The following is a 14,642-nucleotide window of genomic DNA, read 5'->3' on the forward strand; positions in this document are numbered from 1 at the left end:
GATCCCGCGAGTGTAGCACGGCTCGAGCACTCAGCCGGCATGCCCGGCCGAGCGGCGCAAGGCCAGCTTGCCGACGTCGACATATTGCCGCTGCTGCGCGTGAGCGTGCTGAGCTGCGACGTGAAGGTCGCGCAGGCGCCGCTGCAGCGGCGAACTGTCGTAGACCGCGCTGGCGCCGGCCAGCGCAAAGCAGGCATCCGCGATGCCGACGCAGGTCGTGGCGAGCCAGGTCGCGGACCGGGCCCCCTCGATCATGAGGTCTTCGTCGTTCAGCGTTCCCGCCAGCGCGTGACGCCAGTGGCTGGCGGCCTGGACCTCATGAAACGCTTGCGCGGCCCCGAGGTCGGCGGAGATCCGGCCGAGATCGTACTGGAAGATCTCGGACTCCCGCATCGGCACGGCCGCGTACAATTGCTGCCTTCCGGTGCCCGCCAGCGCGAGCAGGTCATCGACGGTGCCCTCGGCCATGCCTACCGTGAATGCGCCGTGCACCAATGGCAGCCATTGGCGCAGCGCCCGATAGAGCGGACCCGACTGGCGCGGGGCGGCATCGAGATCGAAGAAATTGGCCTCGGGAACCAGCGTCTCCCGCAGCGTGACGTGATGGCTGCCGGTGCCCTTGAGCCCCGCCGCGTGCCAAGTGTCCTCGATCTCCCAGTCGCGCGCCGGCAACACAACGACGCGAAGCAGCGGCTTGCCCTGCGGGCCGGGGACCGGCTTGCCGTTTTCGGTGACAATGCAGAACCCGCCGATCCAGTCGGCGTGCGTGCAACCGCTGGCGAACGGCCAACGACCTTTGACGCGATAACCGTCGGCCACGCGCTCTGCCGTTCCACCCGGTTGGGATGAGCCGCAGATCGCCGTATCGGGTCCGTCCTGATAGATGCGCTGGTACAATTCCGGGGGTGACGCTGCGACGAAGAGGCTGCTGGCTCCGGCGACAGTCGCGATCCAGCCGATCGAGCCGTCGAGACGGGCCAGTGCCTTGATGACCTCCAGTCCGGCCGGAAAATCCAGCTCCAGCCCGCCATGGCTCCGCGCAACGAACATCCGGAAGAGTCCGATCGACCGCAGCCGTTCCACGAGGTCGGGCGGGACGCGGCGTGCGGCTTCGATCTCCGCGGCGCGGGCCTTGATCTCGGGAGCCAACTCCCGGATCCCCGCAAGCATGTCCTGGTGGGGATCGCGCAGGGGCACGGAATGCTTCTTGTTCTTTTCGTGAAGCCGCATCTGTCTCAACCTCTGTTGCGGAAACGGATCACAACGGAGGTTGAAGAGATGGCGCTACGGGACGGTTTCAGCGCGGGCCGTCGTCGATTACAGCTGTAACGCTGCGACGTGATTGCGCCGCGGATGCCTCGTGACGAGATACCGCCGCGCCTAGCTCTGCCGCTGTGACTGCGACTGCGATTGCCCGCCGCGGCCGGCCTGCTCGACCTTGACCGCGACCGTCAGCGTCTCCGCACCGCCGCCATAGCGGGTGCCGCGCACGGGGGCTGCGCCGAGATAGTCGAGCCCGATCGCAACGCGGACATGGGCGTCGGTGGTGCAGATGCAGTTGGCGGGATCGAAGCCGACCCAGCCGAGACCGTCGACGTAAGCTTCTGCCCAAGCATGGCCGGCATCCTGGTGCACCGTGCCGTCCGAGCGCAGGAAATGGCCGGAGACGAAGCGCGCCGGCACGCCACTGCTGCGGGCGCAGGCGATGAAGATATGCGCGTAGTCCTGGCAGACGCCGCGCTTGAGCGTGAACGCTTCGGCCGCCGAGGTGCCGCTGTTGGTCGGATCCTCGTCGAAGGTCATGTGATCGCTGATTTGCGTCATCAGCGTGTGCAGGAAGCCGAGCGTGTCGCTCTCGGCCTCGCTGCGCAACTGCCGCGCGACCGCCGTCATCGCCGGATTGACGGTGGTGAGGTCGGTGGCGCGCAAGAACATGCCGGCCGGAAAGCGCTCGTCGGCGCCGCGCAGCACGCCGCCGGTGTCGTGAGTCTCGATCAGGCCCTCGGCGGTGATCTTGATGTCGCCGACGGGTCCGCAGGACAGCACATGGGTGACGTTGCCGAAGGCGTCCTCATGGGTGTCGAGCTTGGTGTCGGTCGAGACGTCGATCTGCCACTCCGCCACATATTGCCCGTCATGGCTGCCGGGCGTCATGCGCAGGATCTGGATCACGCTCGTGGCCGGCGGCTCGTAGCGATAGGTCGTGGTGTGCAGGATTCGCAGGCGCATGGTGGACCGTGAAGTTAGTGGTTAGACCCGCTGCCTATTGCGAAGAAGCTCGTCATGCCCGGGCTTGTCCCGGGCATCCACGATCTTCCTCGCCGCGCAAAAGCAAGAACGTGGATGGCCGGGACAAGCCCGGCCATGACGATATCCCGTTTTCGTCAGCCGGGGGACATCAGATCAAATACTGCTTTGTGATGATTACGCCCAGCCTGGAATTGTCCGTGATGAATTCCTGAATGAATTCATGCACGCCGTGCTGGAAAATGTCGTTCATATTGCTGTGTTCCAGCCGGTTGCGGATGCCGCGGGCATGGCGCTGGGCGGGGCCCTGGCGGCCATAGGCGACGCCGATCTGGTCCAGGTTGCGCACGAGATTGCCGTAGCAGCTTGCCAGCGAGCGCGGCAGCGTATCGTTGAGGATGAGCAGGTCCGCAATCAGCCACGGCTTCAGCGTCTCGCGATAGACCCAGTGATAGGCCGTCAGCGCCGAGACCGAGCGCAGGATCGAACTCCACTGATAGAAGTCGAGCGGGCCGCCGACATGCTGCTCCTCGGGCAGCAGCACGTGGTACTTCACGTCGAGAATGCGCGCGGTGTTGTCGGCGCGCTCCAGATGCACGCCCATCCGCGAGAACCAGTAGGCGTCGTTGCGCAGCATGGTCCGGTAGGCCGAGCCGTCGAAGCGCAGCGAAGTCTCCTGCACGAAGCGCAGGAATTTTGCGAGATCCTCGCGCGTGGAGGTGCCCTTGCTCCAGACCTCCTGGAGTTCGATCCAGGCCGAGTTGATGGTGTCCCACATCTCGCTGGTGAGCGCGGTGCGCACCGAGCGCGAGTTCAGCCGCGCCGCCTCGATGCAGTTCCTGATCGATGATGGATTGCTTGCCGAGAACGAGAGGTAGTCGACGACGTTGTGCTCGTTGGCGACTTCATATTGCTGATAGAAGCTCGCGGCGACGCCGGCGGTGAGAAGCGCCGAGTCCCATTCATTGGTCTTGCCGATATAGGCGGCGGGAAGCGCAGTGACGCGTAGCGTCGCATCGATGGTGCGCGCGAGATACTCGGCCCGTTCGACATAGCGGGCGAGCCAGTAGAGGTTTTCGGCGGTACGCGACAGCATCTGACTACTCGTCCAGGATCCAGGTGTCTTTGGTGCCGCCGCCCTGGCTCGAATTCACCACCAGGGAGCCTTCCTTGAGCGCGACCCGTGTCAGCCCGCCGGGCACGATCGTGGTGCTCTTGCTGCCGGTGAGCACGAAGGGGCGCAGGTCAACGTGGCGTGGCGCGAGGCCGCTTGCCGTACAGGTCGGGGAGGTCGAGAGCGCCAGCGTCGGCTGCGCGATAAAACCTTCCGGCTCGCGCTTGAGCTTTTCGCGGAAGGCCTCGATCGTCGCTTTCGTCGCGGCAGGGCCGATCAGCATGCCGTAGCCGCCGGAGCCGTGGACTTCCTTGACGACGAGCTCGCCGAGATTGTCGAGCACATAGGCAAGGTCCTTCGGCTCGCGGCAGCGCCAGGTCGGCACGTTCTTCAGGATCGGCTCCTCGCCGAGATAGAATTTCACGATGTCCGGCATGTAGGAGTAGATCGCCTTGTCGTCGGCGATGCCGGTGCCGACTGCGTTGGCGAGCGTGATGTTGCCGGCCGCATAGGCCGACATCAGCCCGGGCACGCCGAGCACGGAGTCGGGGCGGAAGGTGAGGGGGTCGATGAAATCGTCGTCGACGCGGCGATAGATCACGTCGATCCGCTTCACCCCCTCGGTCGTCCGCATGAACACTTCGTTGTTCTTGACGATGAGGTCGCGGCCTTCGACCAGTTCGATGCCGAGCTTGTCGGCAAGGAAGGAGTGCTCGTAGTAGGCGGAGTTGTAGACGCCGGGCGTGAGCAGGGCGACGGTCGGCTCACCGGAGGCGCCTTGCGGCGCCACCGAACGCAGGGCGGAAAGCAGCTCGTCCGGATAGCGTTCGACTGGCGCCACCCTGTGGCGGGCGAACAGGTCCGGAAACAACCGCATCATGATCTCGCGGTTTTCCAGCATGTAGGACACACCCGACGGGGTACGGGCATTGTCCTCCAGCACGATGAAGTCCTCGGCATCGACCCGGACGATGTCGATGCCGGCGATGTGCACGTAGACGTCGTGCGGCACCTGCTGGCCGTTCATCTCGGGGCGGAACACCGGGTTCTGGAAGATCAGGTCGTCGGGCACGATCTCGGCGCGCAGGATGTCGCGGCCATGATAGATGTCGCGCAGGAACATGTTGAGCGCGCGCACGCGCTGCTTCAGGCCCTTCTCCAGCAGCGCCCATTCCTTGCCGGACATGATTCGCGGGATCACGTCGAAGGGGATCAGTCGCTCGGTGGATTCGGAATCGCCATAGACGGCAAAGGTGATGCCGATGCGGCGGAACAGGAGCTCGGCCTCCTGGCGGCGATATTCGAGCGCCTCGGGAGGCGTCTCCTTGAGCCAGCGCGCCAGCTCCTGATAGGCGGGGCGAAGGTCCCCGCCGGGAATGTTCATTTCATCAAACGCGACTGCCATAGATCCCGACTTGTCTCCGCAAGGCGTTGCGCCATTCGACAGGTCGTCAGGCCTTGGTGAAGACCGCAACGTCCTGGCCATGCGGCAAGAGTGCATGACTCTGAGGAGGTAGCAAGGGCTGGGCCAGCGCGATAAGCATGGAGTTGTGGCATTTGCCGGGGACAGCCGGGAGGGTGCCTCAAAAAATGGCTGAGGACTGCTTATTTCGGCAGCAAAACCGCGTGACTTCAACGCGTTACCTCGGCAAAGTCGGGCCGACAGGTGAGGGACTTAAGGTATGAGCGACATCGTCACGGCGGGCATTCTGGTCATCGGGGATGAAATCCTGTCCGGCCGCACCAAGGACAAGAATATCGGCTTCATCGCCGAATACCTGACCAATATCGGCATCGACCTGAAGGAAGTCCGGGTCGTCTCCGACGACGAGGACGACATCATCGCGGCGTTGGATGCACTGCGGCATCGCTACGCCTATGTCTTCACCACCGGCGGCATCGGGCCAACCCATGACGACATCACCGCCGACAGCGTCGCCAAGGCGTTCGGCGTCGGCATCGACCACCATCCGGAGGTCGTCGCCCGCTTCCGCGAGCGCTGGAGCGAGCAGGACCTCAACGAGGCCCGCCTGCGCATGGCCCGCATCCCCGATGGCGCCGAGCTGATCCAGAGCGCGACCATCCTCGCCCCCGGCTTCAAGATCGGCAACGTCATCGTGATGGCCGGCGTGCCCTCGATCATGCAGGCGATGATGGACATCGTCTCGCCCAAGCTGAAGTCGGGCGTGCGCATGCTCTCCGAATCGGTCCGCGCCAATGCGCGCGAAGGTGACATCGGCAGCCCGCTGCGCGCGATCGCCGCCGCCCATCCCGACACCATCATCGGCAGCTATCCGTTCATGGACGAAGATCAGAAGCCGAACACCAATCTGGTGGTGCGCTCGCGCGACGCGGACAAGCTGGCAGCGGCGATGGCGGCGGTGAAGGAAATGCTGGCGGGATTGAACATCACCCGGTAGCAGAATGGCTGCCGGATGAAGATTGGCAGGAGACAACAATGGCTGGCGAAGCACCGGAACTGAGCGCGCAGGAGCGGGCCGGCAAGGCCTTTCCTGTTTCGTGGGACCAGTTCCACCGCGACTGCCGGGCGCTGACCTGGCGGCTCAACGAGGTCGGCCCGTTCCACGCCGTCATCGCGATCACCCGCGGCGGGCTGGTGCCGGCCGCGATCGTGGCGCGCGAGCTCGGTGTCCGCATCATCGATACGGTCTGCATCGCCAGCTACGACCACGACAAGCAGGGCGAGCTCCAGGTCCTCAAGGGCATGTCCGAGGCGGCGATGAAGCTCGGCGGCGGCACCGGCAAGGGGCTTCTGATCGTCGACGACCTCGTCGACACCGGCAAGACCGGCAGGCTGGTACGCGACATGCTGCCCGATGCGCATTTCGCCACCGTCTACGCCAAGCCGAAGGGACGCCCGCTGGTCGACACCTTCATCACGGAGGTCTCGCAGGACACCTGGATCTTCTTCCCCTGGGACACCGCGCTGTCCTACCACCCGCCGCTGCGCGACGGCGCGGCGTGAGGGAAGCGACGAAGCAAGCCAGACGATTTCCGCAGACGCATTTCTGGATTGTCTCGCTTCGCTCGCAATGACAGGTGGAGGTGGCCATGCCCCTGCAAAACCGTGTCACGCCGACCGGCGACATCATCGCCACGCCGCACCGTGGCCTGTTCACCGGCAATCGCGGCATCATCCATGATCCCGCGACCAGGACGCTGCTCAAGAAGCGGTGGTCGTCGCCGGCCTGGCTCACCTGTGTTTGCGAATTCCGCGGCCGCCGTCGCGAGGTGATGACGACGCACAGCTGGACCGAGCTGTTCTTCCTCGACGAGGCCACCGCGCTCGCCGCCGGCCATCGCCCCTGCTTCTACTGCCGCCGTGACGATGCCAATCGCTTCCGGGCTGCGTGGGAGAAGGGCAACCGCGTCCGTGATGTCCGCATGCACGATATCGACACGGTGCTGCACCACGAGCGGCTCGATCACGGCAAGAAGCGGCTTCATGCGCTGCTGGTGCCGCTCGACCAGCTTCCAGACGGCGCGATGCTGCAGCAGGGCGAGGAAAGCTTTCTGCTGATGCAGGGCGGGGCGCTGCTGTGGTCGACGGCGGGTTATGTTGAAGGCGCGCGAGAGCTTGACGATGCGCGGTTGCTGACCCCGCCATCGACGCTGCGCGCGATGAGCGCCGGCTATGAGGTCACATTGCACCCCAGCGCGCACCGCGCCTGACCGTCCCCGCAAGGGGGAGGGAACGCAGCGAGCGTGTGGCTATTTCAGCGGCCGCCCCTGCTCATCCACTGTCGTCCGCGCATCGCGCAGCGCCCATTCGCGCATGATCTGGCGGCAGCGGGTGAGCTCGGCCTCGGTTGCCGTACCCGTATCCTTTGACGCACGCTCGACCATGGCCTTGCAATTCAGCAGCACGGAGCGATCCTCCGCGCGCACAGCGAATGTGATCCCCGCAAGAGCCGTGACGACGAGTGCCGTTCGGAGCACCATCACCCCAGCTTCTCGCGCGCCAGCGCGGCACCGGCGCCGAGCGCCATCAGCTTGGCCTCGGCGATCTCCCGCCGCATCGGCGCCATGCCGCAATTGGTGGTGGCGATGATGTTGCTCTTGGGAACGAACTTCGACACCGCGTCGATCACCTGCACGACGTCCTCGGCCGTCTCCACCGTGTCGCTGGCGACGTCGATCACGCCGGCCTGCACGATCTTGTTTTTCAGCAGCGCCAGCAAATCGAGCGGCACCTTGGAATTACGGCACTCGATCGCGACCTGCTGGATCGGGCTCGCGTCGATCGCCGGAAAGATCTGCTCGTACTGCCGCCACTGTGCGCCGAGCGTCTCCTTCCAGTCGGTGTTGGCCTTGATGCCGTAGCCGTAGCAGATGTGCACGGCGGTGGCGCAGGTCAGCCCCTGCGCGGCACGCTCCAGCGCCTTGATGCCCCAGTCGTTGACCTCGTCCATGTAGACGTTGAAGGCGGGCTCGTCGAACTGCACGAGATCGACGCCGTCGGCCTGCAATGCCTTGGCTTCCTCGTTGAGGAGATCGGCGAAGGCAAAGGCCATCTTGACGCGATCACCGTAGTAGCGGTCCGCAATCGTGTCGATGATGGTCATCGGGCCGGGCAGGGTGAACTTCAGCTTCTTCGTTGTGTGCGTGCGCGCCACGCGCGCCTCGTCGGCATGGACACGCCCCTTGAGCTGAAGCGGCGCGACCACTTGCGGCACCATCGCCTTGTAGCGGTCCTTGCGGATGCCCATCTCGACCTTGTGGGCGAAGTCGATACCGTCGATCTTCTCCAGGAAGCCGTGCACGAAATGCTGGCGGGCCTGCTCGCCCTCGGTGACGATGTCGATGCCGGCATCCTCCTGGACCTTGACGGCGAGCATGGTCGCATCGCGCTTGGCGCGGAGAAGCTCGGCGCCTTGCGACTTCCAGGGTGCCCAGAGCATGTTCGGCTCGGCGAGCCATTCCGGCTTCGGCAAGGAGCCGGCGATCGTGGTTGGAAACAGCATGGCGGCTCTCCCGGCAGGTTGTGTTGCGCCCCTTCCTGCCATGTCTTAACGTCAAGGTACAGAACAACAAAAGTCGCTCTCTATTCCATTGGCGACGACAGGGAAGGGCGATGATCGACCTCTATTATGCGCCGACGCCGAACGGCTGGAAAATCTCGATCATGCTGGAGGAACTCGGGCTCCCCTATAACGTGAAGCCCGTCAATATCCGCGCCGGCGAGCATTTCAGCCCCGAATTTCTGGCGGTCTCCCCGAACAATCGCATTCCCGCGATCGTCGACCACGCACCCGCCGACGGCGGTGCGCCGTTCTCGGCGTTCGAGACCGGTGCGATCCTGATTTACCTCGCGGAAAAGACCGGCCGCTTCCTGGCCAGCGATCTGCGCGGCCGCTCGACGACCATCCAGTGGGTGATTTGGCAGATGGCGGGCCTCGGGCCGATGCTCGGCCAGCACGGCCATTTCGCGCTGTATGCGGCGGAAAAGATCCCTTATGCGATTGAGCGCTACCGCGACGAGGCCGCGCGGCTCTATGGCGTGCTCGACCGGCAGTTGGCCAAGACCGGCGCCTACGTCGCCGGCGACTATTCCATCGCGGACATCGCCTGCTTCCCCTGGGCCATGACCCACAAGGCGCAGGGCTTTACGCTCGACGACTATCCGAGCGTGAAACGCTGGTACGCCGAGGTGCGCGCACGGCCGCAGGTGCAGGCGGGGCTTGCGATCGGCAAGTTCGTGAAGGAGCCGTTCGACGAGGAATCACGCAAGATCATGTTCGGCCAGCGTGCCAAGGAAGTGCTGGGAAAGAAGTAGGCTGCTCGCCCCATCGTCATTGCGAGGAGCGAAGCGACGAAGCAATCCAGACTGGTTCCGCGGAAAGATTCTGGATTGCTTCGCTTCCGCCGTCGCTCTTCGAGCTATGGCGGACAAGTCGCTCGCAATGACGGGGATAGAGCACGACAAACAAGACGCAAAGGAAACGCCATGATTGAATTCTTCTTCGACTGTTCCAGCCCCTGGACCTACCTCGCCTTCCACAACATCCAGCCGCTGGCAAAGGAGCTGGGGGCCGAGATCATCTGGCGGCCGATCCTGGTCGGCGGCATCTTCAACACGGTCAATCCGAGCGTCTACGCGCAGCGCGAGACGCCGGTGCCGCTGAAGGCGCGCTACATGAAAAAAGACCTCGCCGACTGGTCGCGCTCGGCCGGCCTCGCGATCAAGATGCCGCCGACGGTGTTTCCGGTGAACAGCGTGAAGGTCATGCGCGGCTGCATCTGGCTGGGGAAAGACATGGTGCCGTTCGCCACTGCCGTGTTCGAGACCTATTGGGGCGGCGACAAGGACATCTCGCAGGACGCGGTGCTCGCCGAGATCTGCAGGAACGTCGGTGTCGACGAGCAGAAGTTCTTTGCCGGCATCTCCGAGCAGGCAATCAAGGACCAGCTCAAGGCCAACACGGAAGAGGTCGTGGCACGCGGCGGCTTCGGCTCTCCGACGATCTTCGTGGGCAAGACCGACATGTACTTCGGCAACGACCGCCTGCCGCTGATCCGCGAGGCGCTCGAACGCAGCAAGGCGAGTGCGGCCTGATGGTGCGGGCTGTCGTCTGCCGCGAACTCGGCGCGCCCGAGACGTTGCGGCTCGAGGAATTTCCGTCGCGCGCCGTCAAACCGGGTGAGGTGCGCGTTGCGATCCGCGCCGCCGGATTGAACTTTCCGGACGTGCTGATGGCGGCCGGCGAATATCAGCTCAAGCCGGAGCTGCCTTTCACGCCCGGCATGGAGGCCGCCGGCGACGTCACCGAGGTGGGCGCAGAGGCAAGCGGCGTGTCCGTCGGCGACAAGGTCATCGTCAAGATGCGTCATGGCGCCTTCACCGACGAAGCGGTGGTGATGCCGACGCAGCTAACGCCGATGCCGTCGACGTTCGACTACGCGGAAGCTGCGACCTATCTCGCCGGCCACGGCACCGCCTATCACGCGCTGATCGATCGCGGCCGGGTCATGCCGGGCGAGGTGTTGCTGGTGCATGGCGCCGGCGGTGGCGTGGGGCTTGCCGCAGTCGAGATCGGCAAGATGCTCGGCGCGACCGTGATCGCGACCGCCTCCAGCGACGAGAAGCTTGCGATAGCGAAATCGCGCGGCGCCGACCATCTCGTGCGCTACGATCGCGAGCCGTTTCGCGATGCCATCAAGCGCATCACAGACGGTCGTGGCGCCGACGTCGTGTTCGATCCCGTCGGCGGCGAGGTGTTCGAGAACTCGATGCGCTGCATTGCCTGGGGCGCGCGGCTGCTGGTGATCGGCTTTACCGGTGGCATCGGCTCGGCGAAGACCAACCTGCTGCTGATCAAGGGCGCGAGCGTGCTCGGCGTGCGTGCGGGTGAGGCCGTACGGAAGAATCCCGCGCTCGGCGAGGTGCGCCTGAAGGCGCTGCTGCAATGGGCGGAAGAAGGCAAGCTGCGCCCCAACGTCTCGCACCGTTTGCCGCTGCAGGATTATGCTAAAGCGATGCGGCTGTTGATCGACCGCAAGGCGATCGGGCGGGTGGCGCTGGTGATGGATTGACGGTGCCGTAGGGTGGGCAAAGCGAAGCGTGCCCACCATTCTGGTTTCGATTGCTGATAGATGGTGGGCACGGCGCAAGAGCGCCTTTGCCCACCCTACGATCCCTCTTACTTGTACTCCCGCTCGCTCCACCACGGGAAATAGTCCGGCATATCGCTCGACACCTTGTTCTTGAACTGCGCCGGACGCTTCTCCAGGAACGACACCACGCCTTCCCTAACGTCGTCCGAGCGGCCGCGCGTGTAGATGCCACGGCTGTCGACCTTGTGGGCTTCCATGGGATCGTCGGCGCCCATCATGCGCCACATCATCTGGCGGATCAGCGCGACCGACACCGGCGCGGTCTTGGCGGCGAATTCCTTGGCCAGCGCGCGGGCGGTCGGCAGCAGATCATCGGGGGCTACGACCTTGCTGACGAGACGCCCCGCGAGCGCTTCCTGGGCCGGGAAGACGCGGCCGGAATAGCACCATTCCAGCGCCTGCGAGATGCCGACGATGCGCGGCAGGAACCAGCTCGAGGCGGCCTCCGGCACGATGCCGCGCTGGGAGAACACGAAGCCGAAGCGCGCGGCATCCGAGGCGATGCGGATGTCCATCGCCAGTTGCATGGTGACGCCGATGCCGACGGCAGGGCCGTTCACGGCGGCGATGACGGGCTTCAGGCACTTGAAGATGCGCAAGGTCACCTGGCCGCCGCCGTCGCGCACCTGCGGATCGCTGTAATCGACCTTGCCGTCCGCGAAGCGCTTGACCGGGCCGCGCCGCGCATCGCGATCGAAGGTATCAGCGCCCGAGGAAAGATCGGCGCCTGCGCAAAAACCGCGGCCGGCGCCGGTGACGATGATGGCGCGGACGTCGTCGTCCTTGTCGGCGGCGTCGAACGCGTCGATCAACTCGGCCTGCATCTGCGCGTTGAAGGCGTTGAGCTTGTCGGGCCGGTTCAGCGTGATGGTGAGAATCTGCTCGGCGATCTCGTATTTGATCGTCTCATACGCCATGGTGGTTTCCTTCCTCATCTTAAGTGCGATCTCAATGAGACGAGACGCATGGTCGCCGTTGTCCGTCTTGCGCGGACTGGGCATGCGAGCAGTACAAGAACGTGGATGGCCGGGACAAGCCCGGCCATGACGGAATGCTTACTTTGCCGGCGGGCTCGGCCAGGGCTTCTGTGCGCTGCGCAAGCCCTCGAACGCCTTGGCCATGCCGAGCACGCCGATATCGTCGAAGCGGCGGCCGACGATCTGCACACCGATGGGAAAGCCGTTGGCGTCGAAGCCGCCATTGATGGAGACGGCGGGGTTCTCCGACATATTCCACGGCACGGTATAGCAGATGTGCTCGAACGGCCGCATCGGATCGTTGGTGGGCGAGGCCCATTCCGCCGCATAGTTCACGTTCGGCGCGGTCGGCGAGATCACGTAGTCGAGCTCGCAGAACAGCTTTGACGCAGCCGCGCGGATCGCCATGGTCTGGTTGAATCCGCGGATGACATCCACACCCGAGAGCTTTGCGCCGGATGCGCCCCATTTGAAGATGTAGGGCAGCACCTTTGCCTGTTCGGACGGCGTCAGCTTGGCCAGATCGTCCCACATCCGCGCGCGCCAGAAATTGTCGAGGCCGTCGAGCATCTCGCGGGTCAAAATGCCGTCGACCTCGGTGACGACGCTCCCTGCGGATTCGAACGCCTTTGCGGCTTTCACCGCGACATCGCGGACCGGCCTTTCTGCCGGCAGGCCGACGCCGGCATCGAGCATCAGGCCGATGCGCAGTTTGCGCGGGGATTTCTCCAGTCCCTTCCAGTTGAGCGGCTCGGCGGGCAGGCTCATGCCGTCGCGCCGGTCGGGCTTTGCAATCACGCTCATCATCAGCGCGCAATCGTCGACCGTGCGGGTCATGGGACCGGCGACACGGCCGACATAGGTCGGGTCGATCGGCACGCGGCCAAAACTCGGTTTCAGGCCGACGAGACCGCACCAGCCCGCAGGCAGGCGGACCGAGCCGCCGATATCGGTGCCGAGATGCAAGGGGCCGTAGCCAGCCGCAGCCGCGGCGCCGGCGCCCGCGCTGGAGCCGCCGGGATTCTTGGAGAGGTCCCAGGGATTGCGCGCCAGCGCATGGAAGCTGGAGAGTCCCGAGGACAGCATGCCGTAATCGGGCATGGTGGTTTTTGCGAAGATGATCGCACCGGCCTCGCGCAGGCGCGCAGCGGGCGGGGCGTCCTTCTCGGCCGGCACGAGCTTCACGCTCGCAGCGCCGAGCGGCACCGGCACGCCCTTGGTCGCGATGTTGTCCTTTACCGTGACAGGCGCGCCGTCGAGCGCGCCGGAAGGTTCGCCCCCGCTCCAGCGCGCGGTCGAGGCCTTCGCGGCCTCGCGCGCGCTGTCGGGGTCGAACGCGAAGAGCGCCTTGAGGTGCGGTTCCCACGCAGCGACGTGCGCAAGCACGTCCTCCAGCACCTCGCTCGGCGAGAACTGCTTGGCGCGATAGCCCGCGATCAGATCAACCGCGGAGAGATCGTGCAGCGAGGTGACGGCCTCTTCGACGCTCTTCTTGTGCATTGCTAACCTACCGGCATGCGCGTTTCGATGATCCGGGCGAACATGCTGGCGCCGATCGGCAGGATCTTGTCGTCGAGCACGAAGCCGGGATTGTGCACGGGCACCGAGCCGTCGTGGCCGATCCAGAAGTAGGCACCGGGAATGGTTTGCAGCATGTCGGCGAAATCCTCGCTGCCCATCTTCGGCTGGGCGCGGGTGATCACGTTGGCGGGGTTGACGACGGTGCGCGCGACCTCCTCGACCACCTTGGACTGCTCGACCTGGTTGACCAGCACGCCGAAGGTGTCGCGGATGTCGGCTTCGATCACGCACTGATATGCGGATGCGATGCCGGCGCAGATCGTGCGGATGCGTTCGGCGATCAGGGCGCGGACTTCATCCGAGAAGGTGCGGATGGTGCCGCAGAGATGGGCCTCGCCAGGGATGACGTTGTAGGCCGAACCGGCGTGAATCTGCGTGATCGAGATGACGGCGGCCTGCAGCGGCTCGACGTTGCGGCTGACGATGGTCTGGATCGCCTGCGCCAGCGTGGTCGCGATGATCACCGCGTCCTTGGAGCGTTCGGGCATCGCGCCATGCGCGCCGTAGCCGGTGATGCGCAGGTCGAAGAAGTCGGCGCTGGCCATCGCGGGGCCGGGCAGGATCGCGATTTCGCCGAGGTTGAGGTCGGGCGCGTTGTGTAGGCCGTAGAGCTCGTCGCAGGGAAACTTCTCGAACAGGCCGTCCTTGATCATCGCGCGAGCGCCACCAAGGCCTTCCTCGGCCGGCTGGAAGATCAGGTGCACGGTGCCGTCGAAATTTTTGGTCTCGGCGAGGTAGCGCGCGGTGCCGAGCAGCATGGTGGTGTGGCCGTCATGGCCGCAGCCGTGGAAGCGGCCGGGGATTTTCGAACTCCATTTCAGATTGGTGTTCTCTTCCATCGGCAGCGCGTCCATGTCGGCACGAAGCCCGATGCGCTTGCTGCCCGAACCCTTGCCCTTGATGACGCCGATCACGCCGGTGCCGCCGAGACCGCGGTGCACCTCGATGCCCCAGCTCTTCAGCTTGTCGGCGACGATGCCGGAGGTGCGCACTTCCTCGAAGCCGATCTCGGGATGGGCGTGGAGGTCGCGCCTGATAGCAGTGAGTTCGTCGGCATAGCCGTCGATGCGGTCGATCGTGGGCATGTG

15 protein-coding genes are annotated in these 14,642 nt (G+C 65.0%); 6 read left to right on the top strand and 9 right to left on the bottom strand.

What is annotated here, in order from left to right:
- Positions 1-30: 30 nt before the first annotated feature.
- From AB7Z56_RS16095 to AB7Z56_RS16110, 4 genes are all read right to left on the bottom strand, one after another.
- Complete coding sequence (locus tag AB7Z56_RS16095) at positions 31-1,197, bottom strand: flavin-dependent monooxygenase (RefSeq protein ID WP_441256358.1); 1,167 nt, start codon at positions 1,195-1,197, stop codon at positions 31-33.
- Between the two features lie 183 nt (positions 1,198-1,380).
- Positions 1,381-2,229 (bottom strand): transglutaminase family protein, encoded by an 849-nt coding sequence (locus AB7Z56_RS16100; RefSeq protein WP_354124471.1) that lies wholly within the window; start codon positions 2,227-2,229, stop codon positions 1,381-1,383.
- Positions 2,230-2,398: 169 nt separating this feature from the next.
- Entirely contained in the window at positions 2,399-3,343 is a 945-nt protein-coding gene (locus AB7Z56_RS16105; RefSeq protein WP_441256359.1) for an alpha-E domain-containing protein, read from the bottom strand.
- A 4-nt stretch (positions 3,344-3,347) separates the two neighbouring features.
- The gene (locus AB7Z56_RS16110) at positions 3,348-4,766 is read right to left on the bottom strand and encodes a circularly permuted type 2 ATP-grasp protein (RefSeq protein ID WP_283016949.1); all 1,419 of its coding nucleotides are present in this window, start codon (positions 4,764-4,766) and stop codon (positions 3,348-3,350) included.
- A gap of 277 nt (positions 4,767-5,043) precedes the next feature.
- Here AB7Z56_RS16110 and AB7Z56_RS16115 point away from each other — a divergent pair, with 277 nt between their 5' ends.
- The 3 genes from AB7Z56_RS16115 (at position 5,044) to AB7Z56_RS16125 (ending at position 7,054) form a co-directional block, all read left to right on the top strand.
- Positions 5,044-5,781, top strand: coding sequence for a competence/damage-inducible protein A (locus tag AB7Z56_RS16115; RefSeq protein WP_166091725.1), 738 nt, complete (start codon positions 5,044-5,046; stop codon positions 5,779-5,781).
- A gap of 38 nt (positions 5,782-5,819) precedes the next feature.
- A complete protein-coding gene (gene gpt, locus AB7Z56_RS16120) occupies positions 5,820-6,347 on the top strand; it encodes a xanthine phosphoribosyltransferase (protein WP_028150009.1) in 528 nt (175 codons plus the stop codon).
- Positions 6,348-6,433: 86 nt separating this feature from the next.
- Entirely contained in the window at positions 6,434-7,054 is a 621-nt protein-coding gene (locus AB7Z56_RS16125) for a hypothetical protein (protein ID WP_208087546.1), read from the top strand.
- Between the two features lie 39 nt (positions 7,055-7,093).
- Here AB7Z56_RS16125 and AB7Z56_RS16130 read toward each other — a convergent pair whose 3' ends face one another.
- Together AB7Z56_RS16130 and AB7Z56_RS16135 are read right to left on the bottom strand one after the other, a co-directional pair.
- A complete protein-coding gene (locus tag AB7Z56_RS16130) occupies positions 7,094-7,324 on the bottom strand; it encodes a hypothetical protein (protein WP_283016948.1) in 231 nt (76 codons plus the stop codon).
- On the bottom strand, positions 7,324-8,346 hold the full coding sequence (locus AB7Z56_RS16135; protein ID WP_283016947.1) for a methionine synthase: 1,023 nt from the start codon (positions 8,344-8,346) through the stop codon (positions 7,324-7,326). Before AB7Z56_RS16135 ends, AB7Z56_RS16130 begins: the two co-directional genes overlap by 1 nt.
- Before the next feature lie 110 nt (positions 8,347-8,456).
- Here AB7Z56_RS16135 and AB7Z56_RS16140 point away from each other — a divergent pair, with 110 nt between their 5' ends.
- The 3 genes from AB7Z56_RS16140 (at position 8,457) to AB7Z56_RS16150 (ending at position 10,915) form a co-directional block, all read left to right on the top strand.
- Complete coding sequence (locus AB7Z56_RS16140; protein ID WP_441256360.1) at positions 8,457-9,158, top strand: glutathione S-transferase N-terminal domain-containing protein; 702 nt, start codon at positions 8,457-8,459, stop codon at positions 9,156-9,158.
- Between the two features lie 171 nt (positions 9,159-9,329).
- The gene (locus AB7Z56_RS16145) at positions 9,330-9,938 is read left to right on the top strand and encodes a 2-hydroxychromene-2-carboxylate isomerase (protein ID WP_283016945.1); all 609 of its coding nucleotides are present in this window, start codon (positions 9,330-9,332) and stop codon (positions 9,936-9,938) included.
- On the top strand, positions 9,938-10,915 hold the full coding sequence (locus tag AB7Z56_RS16150) for an NADPH:quinone oxidoreductase family protein (protein ID WP_354124469.1): 978 nt from the start codon (positions 9,938-9,940) through the stop codon (positions 10,913-10,915). Before AB7Z56_RS16145 ends, AB7Z56_RS16150 begins: the two co-directional genes overlap by 1 nt.
- A 107-nt stretch (positions 10,916-11,022) precedes the next feature.
- Here the strand turns inward: AB7Z56_RS16150 and AB7Z56_RS16155 are convergent, their stop codons facing one another.
- The 3 genes from AB7Z56_RS16155 to AB7Z56_RS16165 all read right to left on the bottom strand — a co-directional run bounded on the left by AB7Z56_RS16155 (position 11,023) and on the right by AB7Z56_RS16165 (position 14,639).
- Positions 11,023-11,913, bottom strand: a complete 891-nt coding sequence (locus AB7Z56_RS16155; protein ID WP_354124468.1) for a crotonase/enoyl-CoA hydratase family protein — start codon at positions 11,911-11,913, stop codon at positions 11,023-11,025.
- Between the two features lie 138 nt (positions 11,914-12,051).
- Positions 12,052-13,473: an amidase gene (locus tag AB7Z56_RS16160; protein WP_441256361.1), complete on the bottom strand. Its 1,422-nt coding sequence runs from the start codon at positions 13,471-13,473 to the stop codon at positions 12,052-12,054.
- 2 nt (positions 13,474-13,475) lie between these two features.
- Complete coding sequence (locus AB7Z56_RS16165; protein ID WP_247309496.1) at positions 13,476-14,639, bottom strand: M20 aminoacylase family protein; 1,164 nt, start codon at positions 14,637-14,639, stop codon at positions 13,476-13,478.
- Positions 14,640-14,642 lie beyond the last annotated feature (3 nt).

This window comes from Bradyrhizobium sp. 482_C4_N1_8, from assembly GCF_052075965.1.
Taxonomy (GTDB): domain Bacteria; phylum Pseudomonadota; class Alphaproteobacteria; order Rhizobiales; family Xanthobacteraceae; genus Bradyrhizobium; species Bradyrhizobium barranii.

Bases quoted from the DNA above. Each gene is read 5' to 3' on its own strand.
- AB7Z56_RS16100 (WP_354124471.1), bottom strand. From the start codon at position 2,229: ATGCGCCTGCGAATCCTGCACACCACGACCTATCGCTACGAGCCGCCG.
- AB7Z56_RS16105 (WP_441256359.1), bottom strand. From the start codon at position 3,343: ATGCTGTCGCGTACCGCCGAAAACCTCTACTGGCTCGCCCGCTATGTC.
- AB7Z56_RS16110 (WP_283016949.1), bottom strand. From the start codon at position 4,766: ATGGCAGTCGCGTTTGATGAAATGAACATTCCCGGCGGGGACCTTCGC.
- AB7Z56_RS16115 (WP_166091725.1), top strand. From the start codon at position 5,044: ATGAGCGACATCGTCACGGCGGGCATTCTGGTCATCGGGGATGAAATC.
- gpt (WP_028150009.1), top strand. From the start codon at position 5,820: ATGGCTGGCGAAGCACCGGAACTGAGCGCGCAGGAGCGGGCCGGCAAG.
- AB7Z56_RS16125 (WP_208087546.1), top strand. From the start codon at position 6,434: ATGCCCCTGCAAAACCGTGTCACGCCGACCGGCGACATCATCGCCACG.
- AB7Z56_RS16130 (WP_283016948.1), bottom strand. From the start codon at position 7,324: ATGGTGCTCCGAACGGCACTCGTCGTCACGGCTCTTGCGGGGATCACA.
- AB7Z56_RS16135 (WP_283016947.1), bottom strand. From the start codon at position 8,346: ATGCTGTTTCCAACCACGATCGCCGGCTCCTTGCCGAAGCCGGAATGG.
- AB7Z56_RS16140 (WP_441256360.1), top strand. From the start codon at position 8,457: ATGATCGACCTCTATTATGCGCCGACGCCGAACGGCTGGAAAATCTCG.
- AB7Z56_RS16145 (WP_283016945.1), top strand. From the start codon at position 9,330: ATGATTGAATTCTTCTTCGACTGTTCCAGCCCCTGGACCTACCTCGCC.
- AB7Z56_RS16150 (WP_354124469.1), top strand. From the start codon at position 9,938: ATGGTGCGGGCTGTCGTCTGCCGCGAACTCGGCGCGCCCGAGACGTTG.
- AB7Z56_RS16155 (WP_354124468.1), bottom strand. From the start codon at position 11,913: ATGGCGTATGAGACGATCAAATACGAGATCGCCGAGCAGATTCTCACC.
- AB7Z56_RS16160 (WP_441256361.1), bottom strand. From the start codon at position 13,473: ATGCACAAGAAGAGCGTCGAAGAGGCCGTCACCTCGCTGCACGATCTC.
- AB7Z56_RS16165 (WP_247309496.1), bottom strand. From the start codon at position 14,639: ATGCCCACGATCGACCGCATCGACGGCTATGCCGACGAACTCACTGCT.